We start from the raw sequence: 16677 nt of genomic DNA on the forward strand, positions 1-16677 counted from the left end.
AAGGCACCAGGAGTCGCATGACGTGCACCAGATGGCGCCGGGGGTCGGCGGGGTGCGTTCGGGCTCGGTGCTGGTGATATCGGTCATGCTGCGGTCTCCGGGTGTGCCTGGGGACGGTCGTTGAGGGCTGCGAGGAGCTCGGCGCGGTGCTGGGCGGCGCGGGGATCCGGCGTGGCCGGCGGCAGGCGCCAGGTGGCCCGCGGGGGTGCCGGACGGTTGCGCTCGGCGAAGATGAGCCGTAGTGGGCCGTATCGCTCGGTCATGAGGTGGGCGTAGAAGTCCGGGTCGGCTGCACTGTCGCTGTTGTAGGTGACGGGCATGTGAGTCCTTCGGGTACGCGAGGACCCGCCCCAGGAGTGGTGTGGGGCGGGTCCGATTCGTGGGTGGTGCGGCGCCCTGCGGTGGCCCCGTCTGGGGGCCGGCGCCTGGCGGGTGGGGCGCGGGGGGTTGCCGCCCGCAGGCACGGTTGGTGAGGGCGCCGCTTCCACGGCGCTGTCGGTCAGGGGCTCCGGATGGGGCGGTGTCCCTGACCGACAACCTGACCGTATCACTTAGCTAAGTTGTTGCCTATCTTTTCTCAAGGCTGCGATGCATCGGCGCACCGAATCCGAAGCCGTCGAGCGGCTCGGTGCCGAGCTCGTCCGGGTTGCCGTCGAGGATCAACAGGCTGTCCTGCACGGGCTTCGCCGGGCGCCCAAAGTCGGCGCCCGTCATGCACGACCAGAGCCGTCGAGGCTCAGCACGCGGCGGCGGGGCCGCCGGCTGCCCGGTGACCGGGAGAACCACTACCACCGTGGACCACTTGGCGCCGACCTCACGGAAGGCGTTGGCGGGGAGCGGCGCGATCGACCCGCCGGACTCTTCGACATGGTTGCGGAACTGGACGGCTGCGCGGTCGCTCCAGTAGGTGATCCCTTCGGACATGATGGCGACCAGCTTCCCGCCCGGCCTGACGAAGCCTTCGGCGTGAAGCACGTGGTGAAGGTCCTGGCGCTTGGCGAAGGGCGGGTTCATGACCACCGCGTCGTAGTCGGGGCGGCGGGGCCACTTCAGGAAATCCCCGGCGATCACCGTTCGGGCATACCCGGCACTTCGGATGGCGTCGGCACTGTCAGCATCCAGCTCGATGCAGTCCACGGCCGCACCGGCGGCGGCCATCTCGCGAGCTATCGCGCCGTCGCCGGCGGACGGCTCCAGGGCCTGGTGACCAGAGGTCAGTCCTGCTAGATCTGTGAGGAGTTCGGCGATGTGCTGCGGCGTGGGGAAGAACTGACGCTCGATGATTCGCTCGCGCGCCGTCTTGGCCTGTCCGGCGGCCAGGAGCGCGGCAACGGCCCGGGCTGCGCCGCCGGGAAGCAGGTGGGCCTGGCGGCTGCGGTTCCACTTCCCGCCTACGGCGACGAGGAGCGCATCGGCGCGCCGGTAGAGCCCGGGGTCGAGGTCGGTCGGTAGGCGCAGCTCCTCCCCGCAGGCGACCGCTTGCTCCAGGACGGCGCGGGTCTGTTCGTCGATCTTCACGGCGTGCTCCTCGGGACTGGAAGGGGCGGCGCGACTGGGCCGCCCCTTCGGCGGGTGTTGGTCAGACGGTCTGGCCGTCGGCGGCCTCGGGCGTGTCGGCGGGGCCGGCCGCCTCCTGGGCGGCGGGCCGCTCCTCGGCCGGAGCTGGGGTGGTCGCATCCTCACCCTGTCCGCTGTCGGGGGTGGCCGGAGTGCCCGAGAGCTCGGTGGCCGGGGCGTCCTCGTCGGGCGTCTGGGCGCCACCCTCAGCCTCTTGGGTACCCGTCAGGTTCGGGGCGACTGCCTCGGGGTTGACGGCGATGATGTGGGCCTCGGAGGCGGCCTTGGCCTGGCGGAGCTGGAAGGTGGCCCTGGCGAGGGACTTGGCCACCCGGTCCATCTGCGCCAGGCGTGAGCCGAACTCGCCTTCGAGGGCGGTTGCAAGGTCGGGCAGCGCCATGGTGCCGATCTCGTCGAGCTTGGCGATCACCCGTTCGATCTGGTCGAGCTGAGTGCGGGTGGCCTTCTTGTGGGCGCTGCGCTCGGCGCGCTGCTCCTCCGTCAGGTCCTCCAGTGCCAGGATGAAGGGCTGGCCCTGCTGCTGCTTCACCTGGTAGGTGAAGTGGAGCAGTTCGTTCTCGCTCGCGAACTCCCCCCGTGCCCACTTCGCAAGCACGGAACGCTGGTTGGCGGGAGCGAGCTGGGAGATCTGCACTGCGGCCTGGGTGCCGATGACGCCCTTGTTGACCTGCTCGGCGGCCTCGGGGATGAGGTCCAGCAGCTTGAGACGGAGGTTGACGAACTGGGTGGTCTTCCCGAAGTCGGCCGCCACGCTCTCCTTGGTCGCGCCCTCCTCGTCGTCGAGGATCTTCTGGAACGCGCGGGCCTCCTCCAGCGGGGTCATGTCCTCGCGGTTCAGGTTCTCGGCAACCGCGTCCTTGAAGCTGCGCAGGGTGTACGGGCCGTCGATGACCACGGCGTCGATGGTTTCCGCCTCGTTCATGTGGGCGGCCCTCCAGCGGCGCTCTCCCATGACGATCTCGTAGCCGCCGAGTTCGGCGTCCTCACGGACGATGATCGGCTGGAGTTGGCCACGCTCCGCCATGGAGGCGGCCAGCTCCATCAGGGCTGCGGTGTCGAAGTATTCACGGGGCTGGCCCTCATTGCGGTGAACCTCGGCAACCTTGAGGGCGACGACTGCCTTGCCCTTGACGGCGACAGCCTCGTCGGCGGCAGGGACGGCCGGAGCCAGGACCGGAGCAAGAGTGTCGACGGCGACGGTCTCGGCCTCGACGGCGCCGGGTGCGGGGTGAGCCGGCACGGGGGGCGCGACGGCAGCCGGCTTGCGAACGGCGGCCTTACGGACGGTGCCGGTCTTGCGGGTGGCGCTGGCCTTGCGGGCTTCGGTCTTGACGGTCATTTCGGGCTCCACTCCAAGAGGTTTCCGGGGACTTCCCTCGTCCTTATGTCTTAATTTTATACGCATAAGGGGGATGGAGCAAGTCTGAATTTTGACTTTTTGCAGGTCAGGCGGCCTATTGGCTGGCCTGGGAGGCCGTCAGCGGGGAGAAGGCGAGGACGCCGCCGGACGGGATCCCATCTCGATGGCCCCAGGCTCAACAACAGCGATGTGGCACAGGACGCGCGCGGCTTCGTCCGCAGCAATCCCTTGGCGGCTTGCCGCTTCGGCCTCCCGAAGGCGTGCCAAAACCCGGGCGCGGTCGATCATCAGGACTTCCCCCTCGTGACACCGAGGGCCACGGATCGCCTACAGGGGATGCGCGCGCGACGAAACGGCCGGTCCAACAGCCTCGGCAAGGCACCCCCGAGCCGCCCATGATCGGCGACCTTCCGGTAGCTTGCATCGTGTCACGACACATTGTCAATGATCATTAACATTCGGAATGGGGGCATCGTGCAGAGCCAGATCATGGCAACATCCCCAGGGCGCGAGACGCACTGATGCCCGCGAACCATCCGCCTCCGGAGGCGCCAGGAATCCTGGCCGCCAAGCTCGACCTACTTCTTCGTCGGCTGGCCTCCCGCACGGGCCACGTGCCGTCCGTCCGCGAGCTGGCCGCCAGAACAGCCCCAGCAGGCACGGACAAGCCCGCCGTCTCCCATCCTGTCATCAATGACCTACTCAACGGTACGAAGTCGAATCCCCCCTGCACTACGATCCAAGCGGTCGCGCAAGCGTTCGAAGCACCGTCTGCGTACCTGCTGCCCGGATGGAACGACCTGACCTCTCTCACCGTCTACGAACAGGAACAGCGTGCTCGCGAGGCGCTGCGACTGGTCGCGGGTCTCGGTTCGGAGGCGTTGGACGAGCTGGTGGCCGCCGCGCACGAAATCCGTGAGCGGCACGCGCCCGGGGCTGGGCCGGTACCCGAAGTGCCGGACGTACCGCCGCTTGCCTCCGAGCCCACAAGGCCCGGCCGGCGACGGGGAGGACGGCGCAGCGACGCCGAGATGGCGGCTCGGGCCGCCGACAACTGAGGAGGTTAGACCACAGCATGTTGGACGCCCTGATTTTCGGGCTGTGCACACTTGTCGGAGTCGGAGGGACCGTAGCGAACCTACGAGTGGCCTGGCGGCGCCGACATGAAGAGGACTTCGGTATCTCGCGATGGGCACGGGCCGCAGCATTCGCGGTAGTGACGGTCGGAGTAGCTCTGGCGATACCCCCTCTTGCGAACGCCGTAGAGTCCCTGACCGGCATTCAGAACGTGGCCAAGCTCGGCGCGCATCTGTGCGCCGTCGCCTGGTGTTGCAGCCTTCAGATCATGCTCGTGGACTGGGCGTACGAGCAGTGGGCGGTGCCGACCCACGCGGGGTACAGGGTGTTCCTGGCCTTCGGAGTGACTGCCGCCCTCATCCCGCTGTTCATCGCCGCTTCAGACGACGCGGAGAACATCGAGTTCACGACCGAGTTCGCAGGCAACCATACGGTGCACTCGTACCTGCTGGTGTATCTGACGTACGTGGCCGTGACGTGCGCCGAGCTGGTCTTTCTGTGCCTGAAGGCGGGCGGGATCAACCGCCGCGCAGGCCGCGGCCGTCAAGCGGCCGGCCTGAGAGTCGCAGCGATCGCTGCCCTGTTCGGCCTGGCGTACGCCGCCAGCAAGGGCAGTTACCTGGTCACCTACGCCATGGGCCGGCCCTGGCCGCTGGAGCTGGAGGAGAAGGTGTCGCCGACGCTGTCCGGGGTCTCCATCGTCCTGCTGATCGTTGGCCTGTCGATCTCGGCGAGTGCACTGCGCCGGTCGTCCGAGCAGCAGGGCGAGTGCGTGAAGGCCTCGCAGTAGCGCGCCAGGGCCGCTCACACTCCCCGCGTGCGTGAGCGGCTCTGGTAGCAATCGAGTGCGGCTTGGAAGTCAGCCCAAGTCAGGTCCGGCCATAGGACTGGAGAGAAGTACAGCTCACTCTGGAAGCCCTGCCAGGGGAGAAAACCGCTTAGGCGCTGCTCTCCGGACGTTCGGATCACCAGGTCCGGGTCCGGCTGGCCGCTGGTGTACAGGTGCCGGGCTATGTCCCTCTCTTCGAGGGCATCCACAATCTCCTCGGCGCTGTACCCACGGGCTGCGAGTTCCGCGACGGTGCGACGGAAGGCGCCCACCAGTTCCTCACGTCCTCCGTACGCCACTGCGATATTGACCTGCACCGCGGCGGACTTGGGCGCTTCGATGGCCGCGATCAGCTCCATGATGTGGGCCGTGCGATCCGGGAGAAGACCGAAGTCACCAATCGGGCGGATGTCCCAGCGGTTGGCTGCGCGCAGGCTCAGGACCAGGTCCTCGATGATGCCGATCAACGGCGCGAGCTCGGCTGCTGGTCGTTGCAGGTTTGCCACCGACAGCAACCAGAAGGTGACGACCTGGACATCGCTCTCCTCGCACCAGGCCAGCACTTCCCGGACCTTGGCGGCTCCAGCCCTATGCCCTTCGGTGGTGGGCAACCCCTGCGCTTTCGCCCATCGCCGGCTGCCGTCAACGATGATCCCGAGGTGTCTCAGCTGCGTGCCGCTGGCCGACTGCACACGGCTCAGTGAGCTGCTGATGACGGCTTCCCCGGGCTGCGCCAGTCCAGAACCACACGGCCCGGCTCGATGGTCCTGATGCCCTTGGCCGAGGCCTGAAAGACCTCGATCTTGGTGAGGAACAACGACGCGATGCCGCGCTTGGACTTACCAGGGGCGTGCTCCCACCAAGAAATGGCCTTGTCCACGTCGTGGATCCTCGGCGCGGCGATGGCCTGTTCGAGAAACCGAAGCCGCGTCTGTAGCTTCTTCGTCTCGGCCTTGGTCTGCCGCTCGACCTCATGAAGGGTCGCCCTGCTGACCTTTGCATCAAGGTAGTCGCGAGCCAGTTGCCCGGCGGCTCCCTTCAGCTCCTTGATGCGGGCCTTGGCGGCGGCGGCTTCGGCTGCTATCTCCTGCCGGGCGCCCTCCAGAGCCTCCTGAGTGCCACGGAGCAGAAGCCTGGCGAGCAGGTACTCGGCAACATGCTCCTCCAGCAACTCCGCATCGATCCGGACTTTTCCGCACCCTGACGTGCAGCGGTACCCAGGAGCGTCGGAGTTGGAGCGAGACGCCGTCAGCGGCTGCTGGCACAGGCCGCAGACCGCCAACCCGCCAGTGAAGGCGTAGTCGTAGGCGTCCTGCGCGGGTGCCGGCGCCTCCCTCTCATCAAGCGCCCTGAGCTCAAGGAACTCCTCGGCCGTGATGATCCGGGGCTTGCCGGTCTCAGTCAGCTTGCCGCCGGCATCCTCGGCCAGCCCTGCGATCATCGGGCTGCGCAGCAAGCGGCCGACCGTCATGGAATTCCACTCTGCGCCGCGTGTACCCCGGTACCCCTGGGCGTTCATCCACTTGGCGATGTCCGCCTTGGTCGAACCGGCGGCACGGCGGGAGGCGGCTTCGCGAACTGGTGGTACCTCAGCCTCGCGCAGTCGCGTGCCGTCAATGTCGTCGAAGCCGTATTGCCTCGGCATGCCGTCCTACCTAGCTTCCTGTCGCAGTGCCCCGATCCCGCCATGGCGACAACTTCTTGTTAAGTTGCCGCCACTTCTGGACCGACCAGACGCTCCCCTACCGGAGCACCATTGGCAACCCCAAGGCTTCCCGGAGGGAGGCTGTGGGGACCTTCACCGTTCCGCCCAGCTTCAGCGTCACCACCGGGAAGTCACCCGCGCGGATCAGATCCATGGCCTTATTACGGCCGATTCCGAACGCCCGAGCAGCCGTCTCTACGTTGACGATCGCTGGCAGATCAAGCAGCTCACCCAGAGTCATCGCCTTCGACCCGACCGAGCTTGCCAGTTTTGCAGTTGTCATCAGCTGCCGCGTTTCTCCCCCGCGCACAACTGCTCCGCAGCATACGGTATCGACACCCAGCCAAGGCAAGATATGGCACGCCAGAGCCGGTCGACGCATGAGGCACCCCCCATTCAGTGACGCTCCGTAGTTGATCACTGTCAAGTACGTGCAGCTCAAGTGGCCATTTCTCGACATGCCCACAGCCATCCCGCCCCCATCACCGCACTGGTGTCCGAGATGCAGGGCAAGATGGATCATCCTGATGCACCACTTGCGCACAGGAACCACACCAAATGGTCGGCGCAACCGCCGACCCTCGCCCATGGGGGGCACATGTTCGAGGACAAGACCTACAAGCGTTGCGGCTGCGAGGGGCCGCTGTTCCATCGACGTGGGGCGTACAAGGGGCAGCCCATGCTCGACGAGGACGGCAACCAGAAGACCGGCCGCCTGGAGGCCGCCTGCTCTCAGCTCAGCCAGCGCGGCCACGGCACCTGGTACTACAGCATCGAGCTGCCGCTGAAGGTTGGGGGGAAGCGAAACCGAGCGGTCGAGGGCGGCTTCCGGACCCAAAAGCGAGCAGCAGCCGAGGCGAAGAAGGCGTACAATCTCGCGCTCGCCGGCGTAGATCCACGCTCCAAGCTCACCCTGAGGGCGTACATGACGGACTGGCTCGACGGAAAGGAGGACCTGGCCAAGTCCACCGCCGACAAGTACGGCCAGCACATACGCGACTTCATCGAGCCCTACATCGGCCACGTCGAGCTGGTCGACCTGCGCCCCGATCACATCCGAGAGATGTTCACCGCGATAGCTGACGAGAACTCCGCGCGGGACGCGCACCATGCCCGAGTCGAGGCACTGACCGAGGACTGCGAGGCCAAGCAGGCCCTGTGGAAGCAGATCCCGCGTGGAACGCGCGCCGGCCAGGCCAAGAGGGCAGAAGCCCGCAGGGCCTGGGACGAAGCAAAGATGGTCCTGCGCGACGAACGCAAGAAGCTCAAGCGGCTCACCGGCCCCGTCACCCAGCACCGCATCCTGGCGACCCTCTCCTCCGCCCTCGAAGACGCCGTCAGCAACGAGAAGGCCACACGCAACTGGGCAAGCCTCGTCAACCTGACGCCCGCCCCGAGGCCACGCGCCCTGGTGTGGACCCCGGGCCGAGTCGCCGAATGGAGGCGCACCGGCCAGAAGCCCTCCCCCGTCATGCTCTGGACTCCCGAGCAAACCGGCGAGTTCCTCGACGCCACCCACGACGACCGCCTACACGCCCTCTGGCACCTTCTCGGACTGCGTGGGTTGCGCCGCGGCGAAGCCTGCGCCCTGCCCTGGTCCGAGGTCGACCTCGACGCCCGAACCATCCACATCAGCCGACAGATCGTCACCGTCTCCTACGAGACGTTCCATGAAGACCCGAAGGCCGACAGTATTCGGACCATCTCCATCGACCGGGAGACCGTCGAACTCCTCCGCCTGCTCCGCGAACAACAACTCGCTGAGCAGGAAGCCTGGAACGCCGGCCACAAGGACCAGGCATGGCAGGACAGCGGGGCTGTCTTCACCAAGGAAGACGGGTCGATGTACCACCCCGACTACCTCACACACCGGTTCCTGCACCTGGTCGAAAAGATGGACCTGCCTCCGATCACCCTGCACGGCCTCCGTCACGGCGCGGCCGGCATCGCGAACGCGGCTGGGATGACGCTCAAGGACATCTCCGACCTGCTGGGCCACTCCGGCATCCAGATCACTGGAGACACCTACACAACCGTCTTCCCGCAGTTCAAGCAGGCTCAAGCCGAGGCCTCCCTCAGCGTCGTTCCGAGGGCCCGGCGGGTCACTGAGGCAGCCGAGCCCGTGACGCCACCAGTCGCGACGCCTTCCACCCACCGCGAGCGGGCGAAGGCACGGAGGAAGGTCCGGGTGCTGGCTGCTAGTTGAGCTTGACGCGATCGCGGGGATGGGGCCCGCGCGGTCATCGCATGGAATCTGACACACAGGGATCAGGCCTGTGTGGTCGCTGTCACGGTGTTCGGCCGCCTCGCGGACCGTCCGACCGCGCTTCGTCTTGCCGACCGCCGGAGGGTCGACGGTGGCCTGCCGGACGGCATCAGCGTCAACCTGTTTACCGAGCGTTTCCCATTGGGTGATTCTCGGCCTGTTGTACCCTCGCCCAGCGGCTCATCCCGTAGTGTTTTCCCAGGTAGGCCCTTGTTCTGCGGAGTGGGGCGGGTGGGACTCGAACCCACGACCCAGGGATTATGAGTCCCTTGCTCTAACCGGCTGAGCTACCGCCCCGTCCGCCGTGCAGCACGGTGCGAGGACCGGTGCAGCAGCAGACGGCCCCTCAGGGCCGTCCCCGGCAGCATAGCTGGTCGATCAGCCGTGGTGCGCGCCGGGGGAGCATCCGGGTGCGCGACGGTACACCCGGCCCGACCTGGGGCTGTCGATTGCGTCTAGCCGCCACCGGGGTGAAGCTGGAGGCCCGATCGACGGGTGCTCCGGCTCCGAGGATGGTGGCGGGTGATGGTCCGTAAACGTACCGACTGGCGGGTGTGGGCCGGTGCGGCCGCCGTGCTCGCGCTGACGGCCTCCGGGTGCGGCTCGTCCGGGCCGGGCGGCGGCGCGGCGGGCTCCGCGCGGAGCGCGGCCGCGAGTACGGGCGGCTCCGGCTCCCGTACCGCCACCGCCGGCGCCTCCGCCTCCGCCTCCGCGCACGGCTGGAGCAAGGACCGGATCCTCGGTGCGATCGCCCGGCACCCCGGCACCACCCGGACGGCCAAGGCCACCGGTCTCAGCGGGCTGGTCGGCGCGGTCTTCACCCACAACGCGGACGGCGACCACTTCTGCACCGCCAGCGTCGTCGACAGCGCCGGGCAGAACCTGATCATCACCGCCGCGCACTGCGTCTACGACCCCGTCGCGGGCCAGCGCAGCGATGTGGTCTTCATCCCCGGCTACCGCAACGGCGAGACCCCCAGCGGCGTCTGGCCGCTGGTCTCGGTCACCGTCGACCAGAGCTGGAAGGACAACGGCAACCCCGACCTGGACGTGGCGTTCGCGATCGTCCAGCCGCAGAACGGCCGACAGGTGCAGCAGGTGCTCGGCGCCAACACGCTCGGCATCAACCAGGGGTACCGGCTGCCGGTCCGGGTGACCGGCTACCCGAGCAGCGGCGACGTGCCGATCACCTGCGCGAACAACACCACCCAGCAGAGCCCGACCCAGCTGCGGATCGACTGCCCGGACTACACCGGCGGCACCAGTGGCAGCCCCTGGATCACCGCCCTGGACCCGCAGACCCACTCCGGCACGGTGGTCGGCGTGATCGGCGGCTACCAGCAGGGCGGGGACAGCCCCGACGTCTCGTACACCTGCTACTTCGGCGACCAGGTGCAGGCCCTCTACGACCGCGCCACCGGCTGACACCCGCCACCGGCACGTCGGCCGCGCCGAGAACCTGCCGCCACGGGGTGGCGCAGCGGGTCGGCCGCCTGGTAGATCTTGCTCCTGACCTGCCGCGAGGCGGCACGGCCCCGGGGAGAGGGATCACGAATGGCACGCGTCCGGCCCGGTGCAACCACGGCCGCCCGGCGGCTCACCGCCGCGCCCGCCGCCACCGCCGCCGTGGCCGCGCTGCTGATCGCCGCCGGCACCTCGTGCTCGCCGTCCGGGCAGCCGCAGGCCCACAGCACACCCTCCTCGCGCCCGGCCGAGCCCGGCGGGACGAGCAACCGGGTCGGCACGCTCTTCCAGGACGCCCTGAACGGCCCCCGGGGCTGCACCGCCAGCATCGTGCACAGCCCGCACCGCAATCTGCTGGTGACCGCCGCGCACTGCGTCTACACCGCCTCCCAAGGACAGCTGGACAATCTGGTGTTCGCCCCCGGGTACCGCAACGGCGAAGCTCCGTACGGCACTTGGAAGGCCATCGCGACAACCGTCGACCCGCACTGGACGGCCGGCGGGGATCCGGAGTACGACGTCGCCTTCCTCGCCCTGGACGCGCAGGACGGCCGGCAGATCGAGGACGTGCTCGGTGGCAACCCGCTGGGCACCGACGCGGGGTTCGGCCTGCCGGTCTCCGTCACCGGCTATCCGAACGACAGCCAGAACCCGATCACCTGCGCAGGCCGGACCAGCAAGTACAGCGCCACCCAGGAGCGGTTCGACTGCTACGGCTACACCGACGGGACGAGCGGCAGCCCCTGGCTGACCTCCGACGGCAAGGTGGTGGGCGTGATCGGCGGCTACCAGCAGGGCGGGGACACCGAGCAGACCTCGTACAGCATCACCTTCGACCACCGGGTCACCGACCTGTACCGGCAGGCCACCGCCTGAGCCGCGCGGTGGCCGCCGCCGCCGCGGACAGCGGCGCGGCGGCGGGCCGCGCCGCGCCGAGCCGAGCCGGGCCGGGAAACACGAAGGCCCTCCGGTGACCGGAGGGCCTTCGCTCTGCGCACTCACCTGGAAGACAGGTGAAGCTCCCGCAATTGGACTCGAACCAATAACCTGCCGATTAACAGTCGGCTGCTCTGCCAATTGAGCTATGCGGGACCGAACTTGCAGCGCCGGACGGCCTTGGCTGGCCTTCCGAGCTCCCGCAATTGGACTCGAACCAATAACCTGCCGATTAACAGTCGGCTGCTCTGCCAATTGAGCTATGCGGGATTGAGCTCCTGCTCCGGTGCCGGATCCTCCCCGGCGCCTCGGCGCTCGCTGCGGGACATACATTAGCGCACTCAGGGGGGTGGTCCGCCAATCGCTTTCGCCCGGCGGTCGGCAGCGGGCACCGCGGGGCGCGCCGGGGGGCACGCGCGCGACCCGCTCGGCGCGCCCCGCGCGCGGGCGCGGGCCCCGGCGGGGGATGCTGGGGGCACCGCGGGCACGGACCCGCCGGAGCCCGGGAGGTTCACCACCGGGCAGGACGGGTAGGGCAACGCGGCAGGGTCCGCAAGGAAGGGTGGAAGCCGAGCATGTGGAAGCTGACGTTGATCGTCGGAGTCGGGGTCGGATACGTCCTGGGCGCCCGGGCCGGGCGGCAGCGCTACGAGCAGATCGCCAGGACCGCGCGGCAGATCGCCCAGAACCCCCGGGTGCAGGACGCCGCCGACAAGGCCAGGCAGCAGGCGGGCACGGTGGCGGGGAAGGCGGCGGGAGCGGTGGCCGACCGGGTCGGCGACCGACTGCCGAACGCGGTCACCGACCGTGTCCCGTACTTCAACCGCCAGCACGCCGAGGACGACAGCTGGGGCACCGTACGCTCCTGAGTGTCACCCGGAGTCAGGTGCGGCCCACCGGGGTGTTACCCGCCCGTACCGAGTGGGCAACACTTGGCCCGCCGGGCAGCGGCCGGGCCGCCCGCTGAGGCATGATCTCGATATGGCCATCGTCGCGGGCATCGACAGCTCAACCAGCCGCACCAGGATCGTCGCGTGCGACGCCGACACCGGCGCCGTGCTGCGCGACGGCCGTGCCGCCCACCCGGTACAGGACAGCCCGGACGCCAGAGCCACCGAGACCGACCCGCAGAACTGGCTGCACTCGCTCGGCGAGGCGGCCACCGGGGGCCTGCTGGAGAGCGTCCGGGCGATCGGCGTGTCGGCGCAGCAGCACGGGCTGATCGGGCTGGACGCGGGCGGCGTGCTGGTCCGCCCGGCACTGCTCTGGAACGACCCGCGCTCGGCCGCCTCCGCCGCCGCGCTGATCGACGCGCTCGGCGGCCCCGAGCCGTGGGTCCAGGCGATCGGCTCCGTCCCCGCACCGACCTACACGATCGCCAAACTGCGCTGGCTGGCCGAGCACGAGCCGGTCTCCGCCAAGCGGATCGCCGAGGTCCTGCTGCCGCACGACTGGCTGGTCTGGCAGCTGCTCGGCCACCCCAAGCGCCGCACCACCGACCGGGGCGACGCCTCCGGGACGGGCTACTGGTCGCCGCTGACCGGCGAGTACCGGCAGGACCTGGTGCAGCTCGCGGTCGGCCACGAACTGCGGCTCCCGGACGTCCTGGGGCCCGCCGAGCCCGCCGGCCACACCCCCGAGGGCCTGCTGATCTCCGCCGGCACCGGCGACAACATGGCGGCCGCGCTCGGCCTCGGCCTGACGCCCGGCGACGCGGTGGTCTCGCTCGGCGGCAACGGCACCATCTTCGCGGTGCACGACCAGCCCGTGGTCGACCTCTCGGGCGCCGTCTCCTCGTTCGCCGACGCGACCGGCCACCACCTGCCGATGGTCGGCACCCTCAACGCCGCCCAGGTGCTCCGCTCGACGGCCGGGCTGCTCGGCTGCGACCTCGCCGGCCTGAGCGAGCTGGCCCTGCAGTCCACCCCGGGCTCGTACGGCCTGGTGCTGCTGCCGTACCTGGACGGCGAGCGGACACCCCAACTGCCCAGCGCGGCAGGGACCCTGACGGGCCTTCGGATTGAATCGATGACCCCTCAGCACCTGGCCAGGGCCGCCGTCGAGGGCATGCTGTGCAACGTCGCGGACGCGCTCGACGTACTGCGGGACCAAGGTGTCGCGGTACGCCGGGTGTTCCTGCTCGGCGCGGTCGGACGGCTGCCCGCCGTCCGGGAGATCGCGCCGCTGCTGTTCGGCCTGCCCGTGGTGATACCGCCGGCCGGCGACTACGCGGCCCGCGGTGCGGCACGGCAGGCCGCCTGGGCCCTGGCGGGCACGACCGAGCCACCGCGCTGGGACCTCCCCGAGGCCGTCACCGTCGCCCCCGATCAGTTCCACGACCCCGCGGTCGGCCGCTCCGTCCGCCAGCAGTACACCACCGTCCGCGAGCAGACCCACCCCGAGACCGCGAAAGGCTGACACCACCGCCCTCCGCCAGGTTCCCCCGCACCACCAAGGGGCGCGTGGGGGCACCTCTGGTCATGCAGGGGGAGAACTGCGCGAAACCGGAAGGCCCCAGGCCGCACCTTCCGCTTCGCGCAGTTCTCCCCCAGCCTTCGGCCGGGAGGTGCCCCCACGCGCCCCTTTGGTCATGCAGGGTGAACGACGCGCGAGGCCCTACACCGGCAGGTGGTCCCGCAGGGGCCCGACCGTGAGCCCCTGGTCGGCGCAGAGGTCCAGGATGCGGGGCAGGGCGCCCAGGGTGGAGTGCCAGGCGCCGGGGGCGGAGGTGACGTCCGAGTCGTGCAGCAGGAGCGTGCCGCCCGCGAGGGGGGCCCGGGTGATGGTCCGCAGGACGGAGTCGGGGGTGGCGGTCGCCGTCCAGTCGCGGCCCCAGTGCGACCAGAGCATCGGGGTCAGGCCGAGCTGGCGGGCCGCGGCCAGCGCCGAGCGGCTGAGCACCCCGTACGGCGGGCGGTAGAACCGCGGCTGCTCGCCCGTCACCTCGGCGATCAGGTCGCGGGCGCGGGCGATGTCGTCCCGGGTCGCCCGGGGGGAGCGGATCAGCATCGGGCGGTGCTGGAAGCCGTGGACGGCGACCTCGTGCCCGGCCTCGACCAGCTCACGGCCGAGCCAGGGCGCCTGCACCAGCATCCGGCCGAGCAGGAAGAAGGTCGCCCGGACGCCCGCGCGGTCCAGTTCCTTCAGGAAGAGCGGGGTGGAGCGCGGGTCGGGCCCGTCGTCGAAGGTGAGCGCGACGTGCCCCGGGTCGCCCCAGCCGCTGAGGCCGGGGGCGACGTACGGCCGCAGCGGGCCGAGGGAGCTGAGCGCGGGCAGGCTGTGGGCCACGGCCACCCCGCCCGCCGCGACGGCGGCGGACACGGCCAGGGTACGGGTGACGGTGACGGTGGTCCGGCTGCTCATCAGGCGACCTCAAGAGTCTGGGCGTCCTGCTCCGCGTACAGCGCCGTCGTGGCGACGGGCCGGGCCTGGGCAGGGATCGGAACGGCAACGGTAGCGGGTTCGGCGGTCGGTCCGGCCAGCTCCGCGATGACCCGGTCGGGCGAGGACGGTGCGGGGGCCGCGTCGACGGTCCAGGGCGCGGGGTCCGGCCGGCTGGCCAGGGCCGTGGCCAGGGCGGGGGCCAGCGACGGGAGGTCGCGGATCCAGACCGCGAGGCCCGCCTCGTCGAGGGCGGCGGCGTTGGTGACGCCGTGGCCCGGCAGGCAGCGGTAGCTGACCACGGGTACGCCGCTCGCCATGGCCTCCAGCGAGGTGAGGCCACCGGCGTTCTGCACGACCACGTCGGCGGTGCGCAGCAGGGCGGGCATGTCGTCGACCCAGCCGAGCGGCACGCCGACGGCCGACTTCAGCAGACGCCCGCGCAGCACGCTGTTGTGCCCGCACACGGTGACCGGGACGGCGAGCCCGGAGGCGGCGATCTCCCGGGCCGCCTCCTCGACCTCGCCGACACCCCAGGAGCCGGCCACCACCAGGGCGAGCGGACGGTCGGTGGGCAGGCCGAGCCGGACCCGCTCGCTGCGGCGCTCGTCCTCGGAGAGCGCCGGGCGGAACTGCGGCCCGACCAGCGGCCCGCAGGACAGCACCTCGCGGGCGCCGTGCCGGCCGGCCTGGTCCGAGGCCACCGGGTGCAGCGCGAGGTGCAGGTCGATGCCGTCGGCGACCCAGAGCGGGTGGACGGACATGTCGGTGAGGAACGTCACGGCCGGGACGGAGAGCCCGCCGCTGCGGCGGAGCTGCCCGAGCGCCTGGCTGGCCAGCGGGTAGGTGGAGACCACGGCGGCGGTGTCGGGGCCGATCACCGCGCGGGTGCGGCGGGCCGCCGCGCGACCGGCCAGCCGGCCGACCAGGCCGCCGAAGCCCCGGTGCTGCTCCAGGGCGCGCAGCATGCTGCCCCAGGCCCAGGGGGCGACCCGCAGCTCCAGGGCGTAGCTGCCGCGCAGCAGGCGGCCGCAGCCGGGCGGCAGCAGGTCGAGGAAGTCGTGGCGGTCGACCGCGTACCCGGCCTCCTGGAGGCGGCGGGCCAGCTCGCGGGCCGCGCCGTCGTGGCCGGCTCCGACGCTGGCCGACACCACGGTTATGCGTGTCCGTCGTGATGGCATCAGGCTCCTTTCGACCGGGCGGAGCAGGCATGGCCCCAGGTCCGGCCCCCGCACGCCGTGGCGCGGAAGTGGGTGGCGCGAAGATGGATGGCCGGCCCCGAGATCCCTTCGGGGCCGGCCGGTCTGTGCGGGCGCCCGGCGGGGCGCGTTCGAGGTCCGGTGGTCTCGTCCACCGGCCGGGCCGGTACTGCGGGTCACGCCGGTCCCCGCAGCGGCGGCGCCGTCGGGCGGCGTCGGCCGACGGCGGCGGAGAACGGGTCTAGCCGCCGACGACGGTGTTGCCGGTGACCGCGCCGTCGGCGCCGGCCAGCGTGATGGCGTGGCGGACGCCGTCCTTGCCCAGCACCACGGCCTGCCAGGCGCTGCCGCCACCCTGCTGCCCGACCACCTGGAGCGTCTCGACCCGGCCGCCGGGGACGGCGTCGGCCGCCTTCGCCGCCGCCTGGGTCGCGGGCAGCAGGGGCAGCGGGGCGGGGGCCGCGCCGCCCGGCCCGTCGGTGCCCTGGCCGCCGTCCCGGCCGTGCCAGCCGTGGTGGCCGCCCCGGCCGTGCGCGCCGTCGGCGGCGGAGCGGCCGCCCTCGTCCTCGTGCGAGTGGTGGTCCAGTGCGACGGCGGCCGCTCCCCCGCCCACGATCACCGCGACCGCGCCCAGTGCGGCCAGCCGGACGGCCCGGCGCCGGGGCAGCAGGCTCCCGAGGGCCGCCCGGGTGCCGGCCGGCCGCTCGGGCTTGCCGGGCTGCTCCGGGGTGGGGGGAAACGACTCAGACATCTCGCTGCTCCTCGTGACAACCGGACACCGCGCCCGACTTCGGCCGTAGCTTGCTGAAGCGATGCTGAAGCTGAGCTGAAGGCAGCTGAAGCCATCTTCAGCCGGCTTCCCGCGCGGCCTGCGACCCTTGT

16 protein-coding genes and 3 tRNA genes are annotated in these 16677 nt (G+C 70.5%); 7 read left to right on the forward strand and 12 right to left on the reverse strand.

Features of this window, described 5'->3' with window-relative positions:
* Positions 1–83: 83 nt before the first annotated feature.
* The 3 genes from ABD330_RS08300 to ABD330_RS08310 form a co-directional block, all read right to left on the reverse strand.
* A complete protein-coding gene (locus ABD330_RS08300) occupies positions 84–320 on the reverse strand; it encodes a hypothetical protein (RefSeq protein ID WP_344462440.1) in 237 nt (78 codons plus the stop codon).
* 247 nt (positions 321–567) lie between these two features.
* Complete coding sequence (locus ABD330_RS08305; RefSeq protein WP_344462442.1) at positions 568–1518, reverse strand: methyltransferase; 951 nt, start codon at positions 1516–1518, stop codon at positions 568–570.
* A 61-nt stretch (positions 1519–1579) separates the two neighbouring features.
* Positions 1580–2917: a ParB/RepB/Spo0J family partition protein gene (locus ABD330_RS08310; protein ID WP_344462444.1), complete on the reverse strand. Its 1338-nt coding sequence runs from the start codon at positions 2915–2917 to the stop codon at positions 1580–1582.
* Positions 2918–3459: 542 nt separating this feature from the next.
* Between ABD330_RS08310 and ABD330_RS08315 the strand changes: the two genes are divergently transcribed.
* Both ABD330_RS08315 and ABD330_RS08320 read left to right on the forward strand, forming a co-directional pair.
* Positions 3460–3996, forward strand: a complete 537-nt coding sequence (locus tag ABD330_RS08315) for a hypothetical protein (protein WP_344462446.1) — start codon at positions 3460–3462, stop codon at positions 3994–3996.
* Positions 3997–4226: 230 nt separating this feature from the next.
* Complete coding sequence (locus ABD330_RS08320; protein ID WP_344462448.1) at positions 4227–4805, forward strand: hypothetical protein; 579 nt, start codon at positions 4227–4229, stop codon at positions 4803–4805.
* Between the two features lie 14 nt (positions 4806–4819).
* Here ABD330_RS08320 and uppS read toward each other — a convergent pair whose 3' ends face one another.
* The 3 genes from uppS to ABD330_RS08335 all read right to left on the reverse strand — a co-directional run bounded on the left by uppS (position 4820) and on the right by ABD330_RS08335 (position 6832).
* A complete protein-coding gene (gene uppS / locus ABD330_RS08325) occupies positions 4820–5536 on the reverse strand; it encodes a polyprenyl diphosphate synthase (protein ID WP_344462450.1) in 717 nt (238 codons plus the stop codon).
* Between the two features lie 5 nt (positions 5537–5541).
* Positions 5542–6489 (reverse strand): recombinase family protein, encoded by a 948-nt coding sequence (locus ABD330_RS08330; RefSeq protein ID WP_344462452.1) that lies wholly within the window; start codon positions 6487–6489, stop codon positions 5542–5544.
* A gap of 97 nt (positions 6490–6586) precedes the next feature.
* Positions 6587–6832, reverse strand: a complete 246-nt coding sequence (locus tag ABD330_RS08335; protein ID WP_344462454.1) for a helix-turn-helix domain-containing protein — start codon at positions 6830–6832, stop codon at positions 6587–6589.
* Positions 6833–7051: 219 nt separating this feature from the next.
* On the opposite strand from ABD330_RS08335, the gene ABD330_RS08340 reads away from it, so the two are divergent.
* The gene (locus ABD330_RS08340) at positions 7052–8755 is read left to right on the forward strand and encodes a site-specific integrase (RefSeq protein ID WP_344462700.1); all 1704 of its coding nucleotides are present in this window, start codon (positions 7052–7054) and stop codon (positions 8753–8755) included.
* 283 nt (positions 8756–9038) lie between these two features.
* Here ABD330_RS08340 and ABD330_RS08345 read toward each other — a convergent pair.
* Positions 9039–9112: transfer RNA gene (locus ABD330_RS08345), tRNA-Ile, on the reverse strand.
* Between the two features lie 228 nt (positions 9113–9340).
* Between ABD330_RS08345 and ABD330_RS08350 the strand changes: the two genes are divergently transcribed.
* The gene (locus ABD330_RS08350) at positions 9341–10240 is read left to right on the forward strand and encodes a trypsin-like serine peptidase (RefSeq protein ID WP_344462456.1); all 900 of its coding nucleotides are present in this window, start codon (positions 9341–9343) and stop codon (positions 10238–10240) included.
* A 129-nt stretch (positions 10241–10369) separates the two neighbouring features.
* Complete coding sequence (locus ABD330_RS08355) at positions 10370–11155, forward strand: trypsin-like serine peptidase (RefSeq protein WP_344462458.1); 786 nt, start codon at positions 10370–10372, stop codon at positions 11153–11155.
* A 143-nt stretch (positions 11156–11298) separates the two neighbouring features.
* On the opposite strand, the gene ABD330_RS08360 is transcribed toward ABD330_RS08355, so the two are convergent.
* Together ABD330_RS08360 and ABD330_RS08365 are read right to left on the reverse strand one after the other, a co-directional pair.
* A tRNA-Asn gene (locus ABD330_RS08360) sits at positions 11299–11371 on the reverse strand.
* A gap of 41 nt (positions 11372–11412) precedes the next feature.
* Positions 11413–11485 (reverse strand) — tRNA-Asn (locus ABD330_RS08365).
* Positions 11486–11790: 305 nt separating this feature from the next.
* Here ABD330_RS08365 and ABD330_RS08370 point away from each other — a divergent pair.
* Together ABD330_RS08370 and ABD330_RS08375 are read left to right on the forward strand one after the other, a co-directional pair.
* Positions 11791–12084 carry a hypothetical protein gene (locus tag ABD330_RS08370; protein WP_344462460.1) on the forward strand — a complete coding sequence of 98 codons (294 nt, stop codon included), beginning with the start codon at positions 11791–11793 and terminating at the stop codon, positions 12082–12084.
* A 112-nt stretch (positions 12085–12196) separates the two neighbouring features.
* Positions 12197–13633, forward strand: a complete 1437-nt coding sequence (locus ABD330_RS08375; RefSeq protein ID WP_344462462.1) for an FGGY family carbohydrate kinase — start codon at positions 12197–12199, stop codon at positions 13631–13633.
* A 198-nt stretch (positions 13634–13831) separates the two neighbouring features.
* Here the strand turns inward: ABD330_RS08375 and ABD330_RS08380 are convergent, their stop codons facing one another.
* The 3 genes from ABD330_RS08380 to ABD330_RS08390 all read right to left on the reverse strand — a co-directional run bounded on the left by ABD330_RS08380 (position 13832) and on the right by ABD330_RS08390 (position 16546).
* On the reverse strand, positions 13832–14578 hold the full coding sequence (locus ABD330_RS08380) for a polysaccharide deacetylase family protein (protein ID WP_344462464.1): 747 nt from the start codon (positions 14576–14578) through the stop codon (positions 13832–13834).
* On the reverse strand, positions 14578–15747 hold the full coding sequence (locus tag ABD330_RS08385) for a glycosyltransferase (protein ID WP_344462466.1): 1170 nt from the start codon (positions 15745–15747) through the stop codon (positions 14578–14580). Before ABD330_RS08385 ends, ABD330_RS08380 begins: the two co-directional genes overlap by 1 nt.
* Before the next feature lie 289 nt (positions 15748–16036).
* Positions 16037–16546 (reverse strand): hypothetical protein, encoded by a 510-nt coding sequence (locus ABD330_RS08390; RefSeq protein ID WP_344462468.1) that lies wholly within the window; start codon positions 16544–16546, stop codon positions 16037–16039.
* Between the last annotated feature and the right edge of the window lie 131 nt (positions 16547–16677).

Source organism: Kitasatospora kazusensis, assembly GCF_039529945.1.
Classification (GTDB): Bacteria; Actinomycetota; Actinomycetes; order Streptomycetales; family Streptomycetaceae; genus Kitasatospora; species Kitasatospora kazusensis.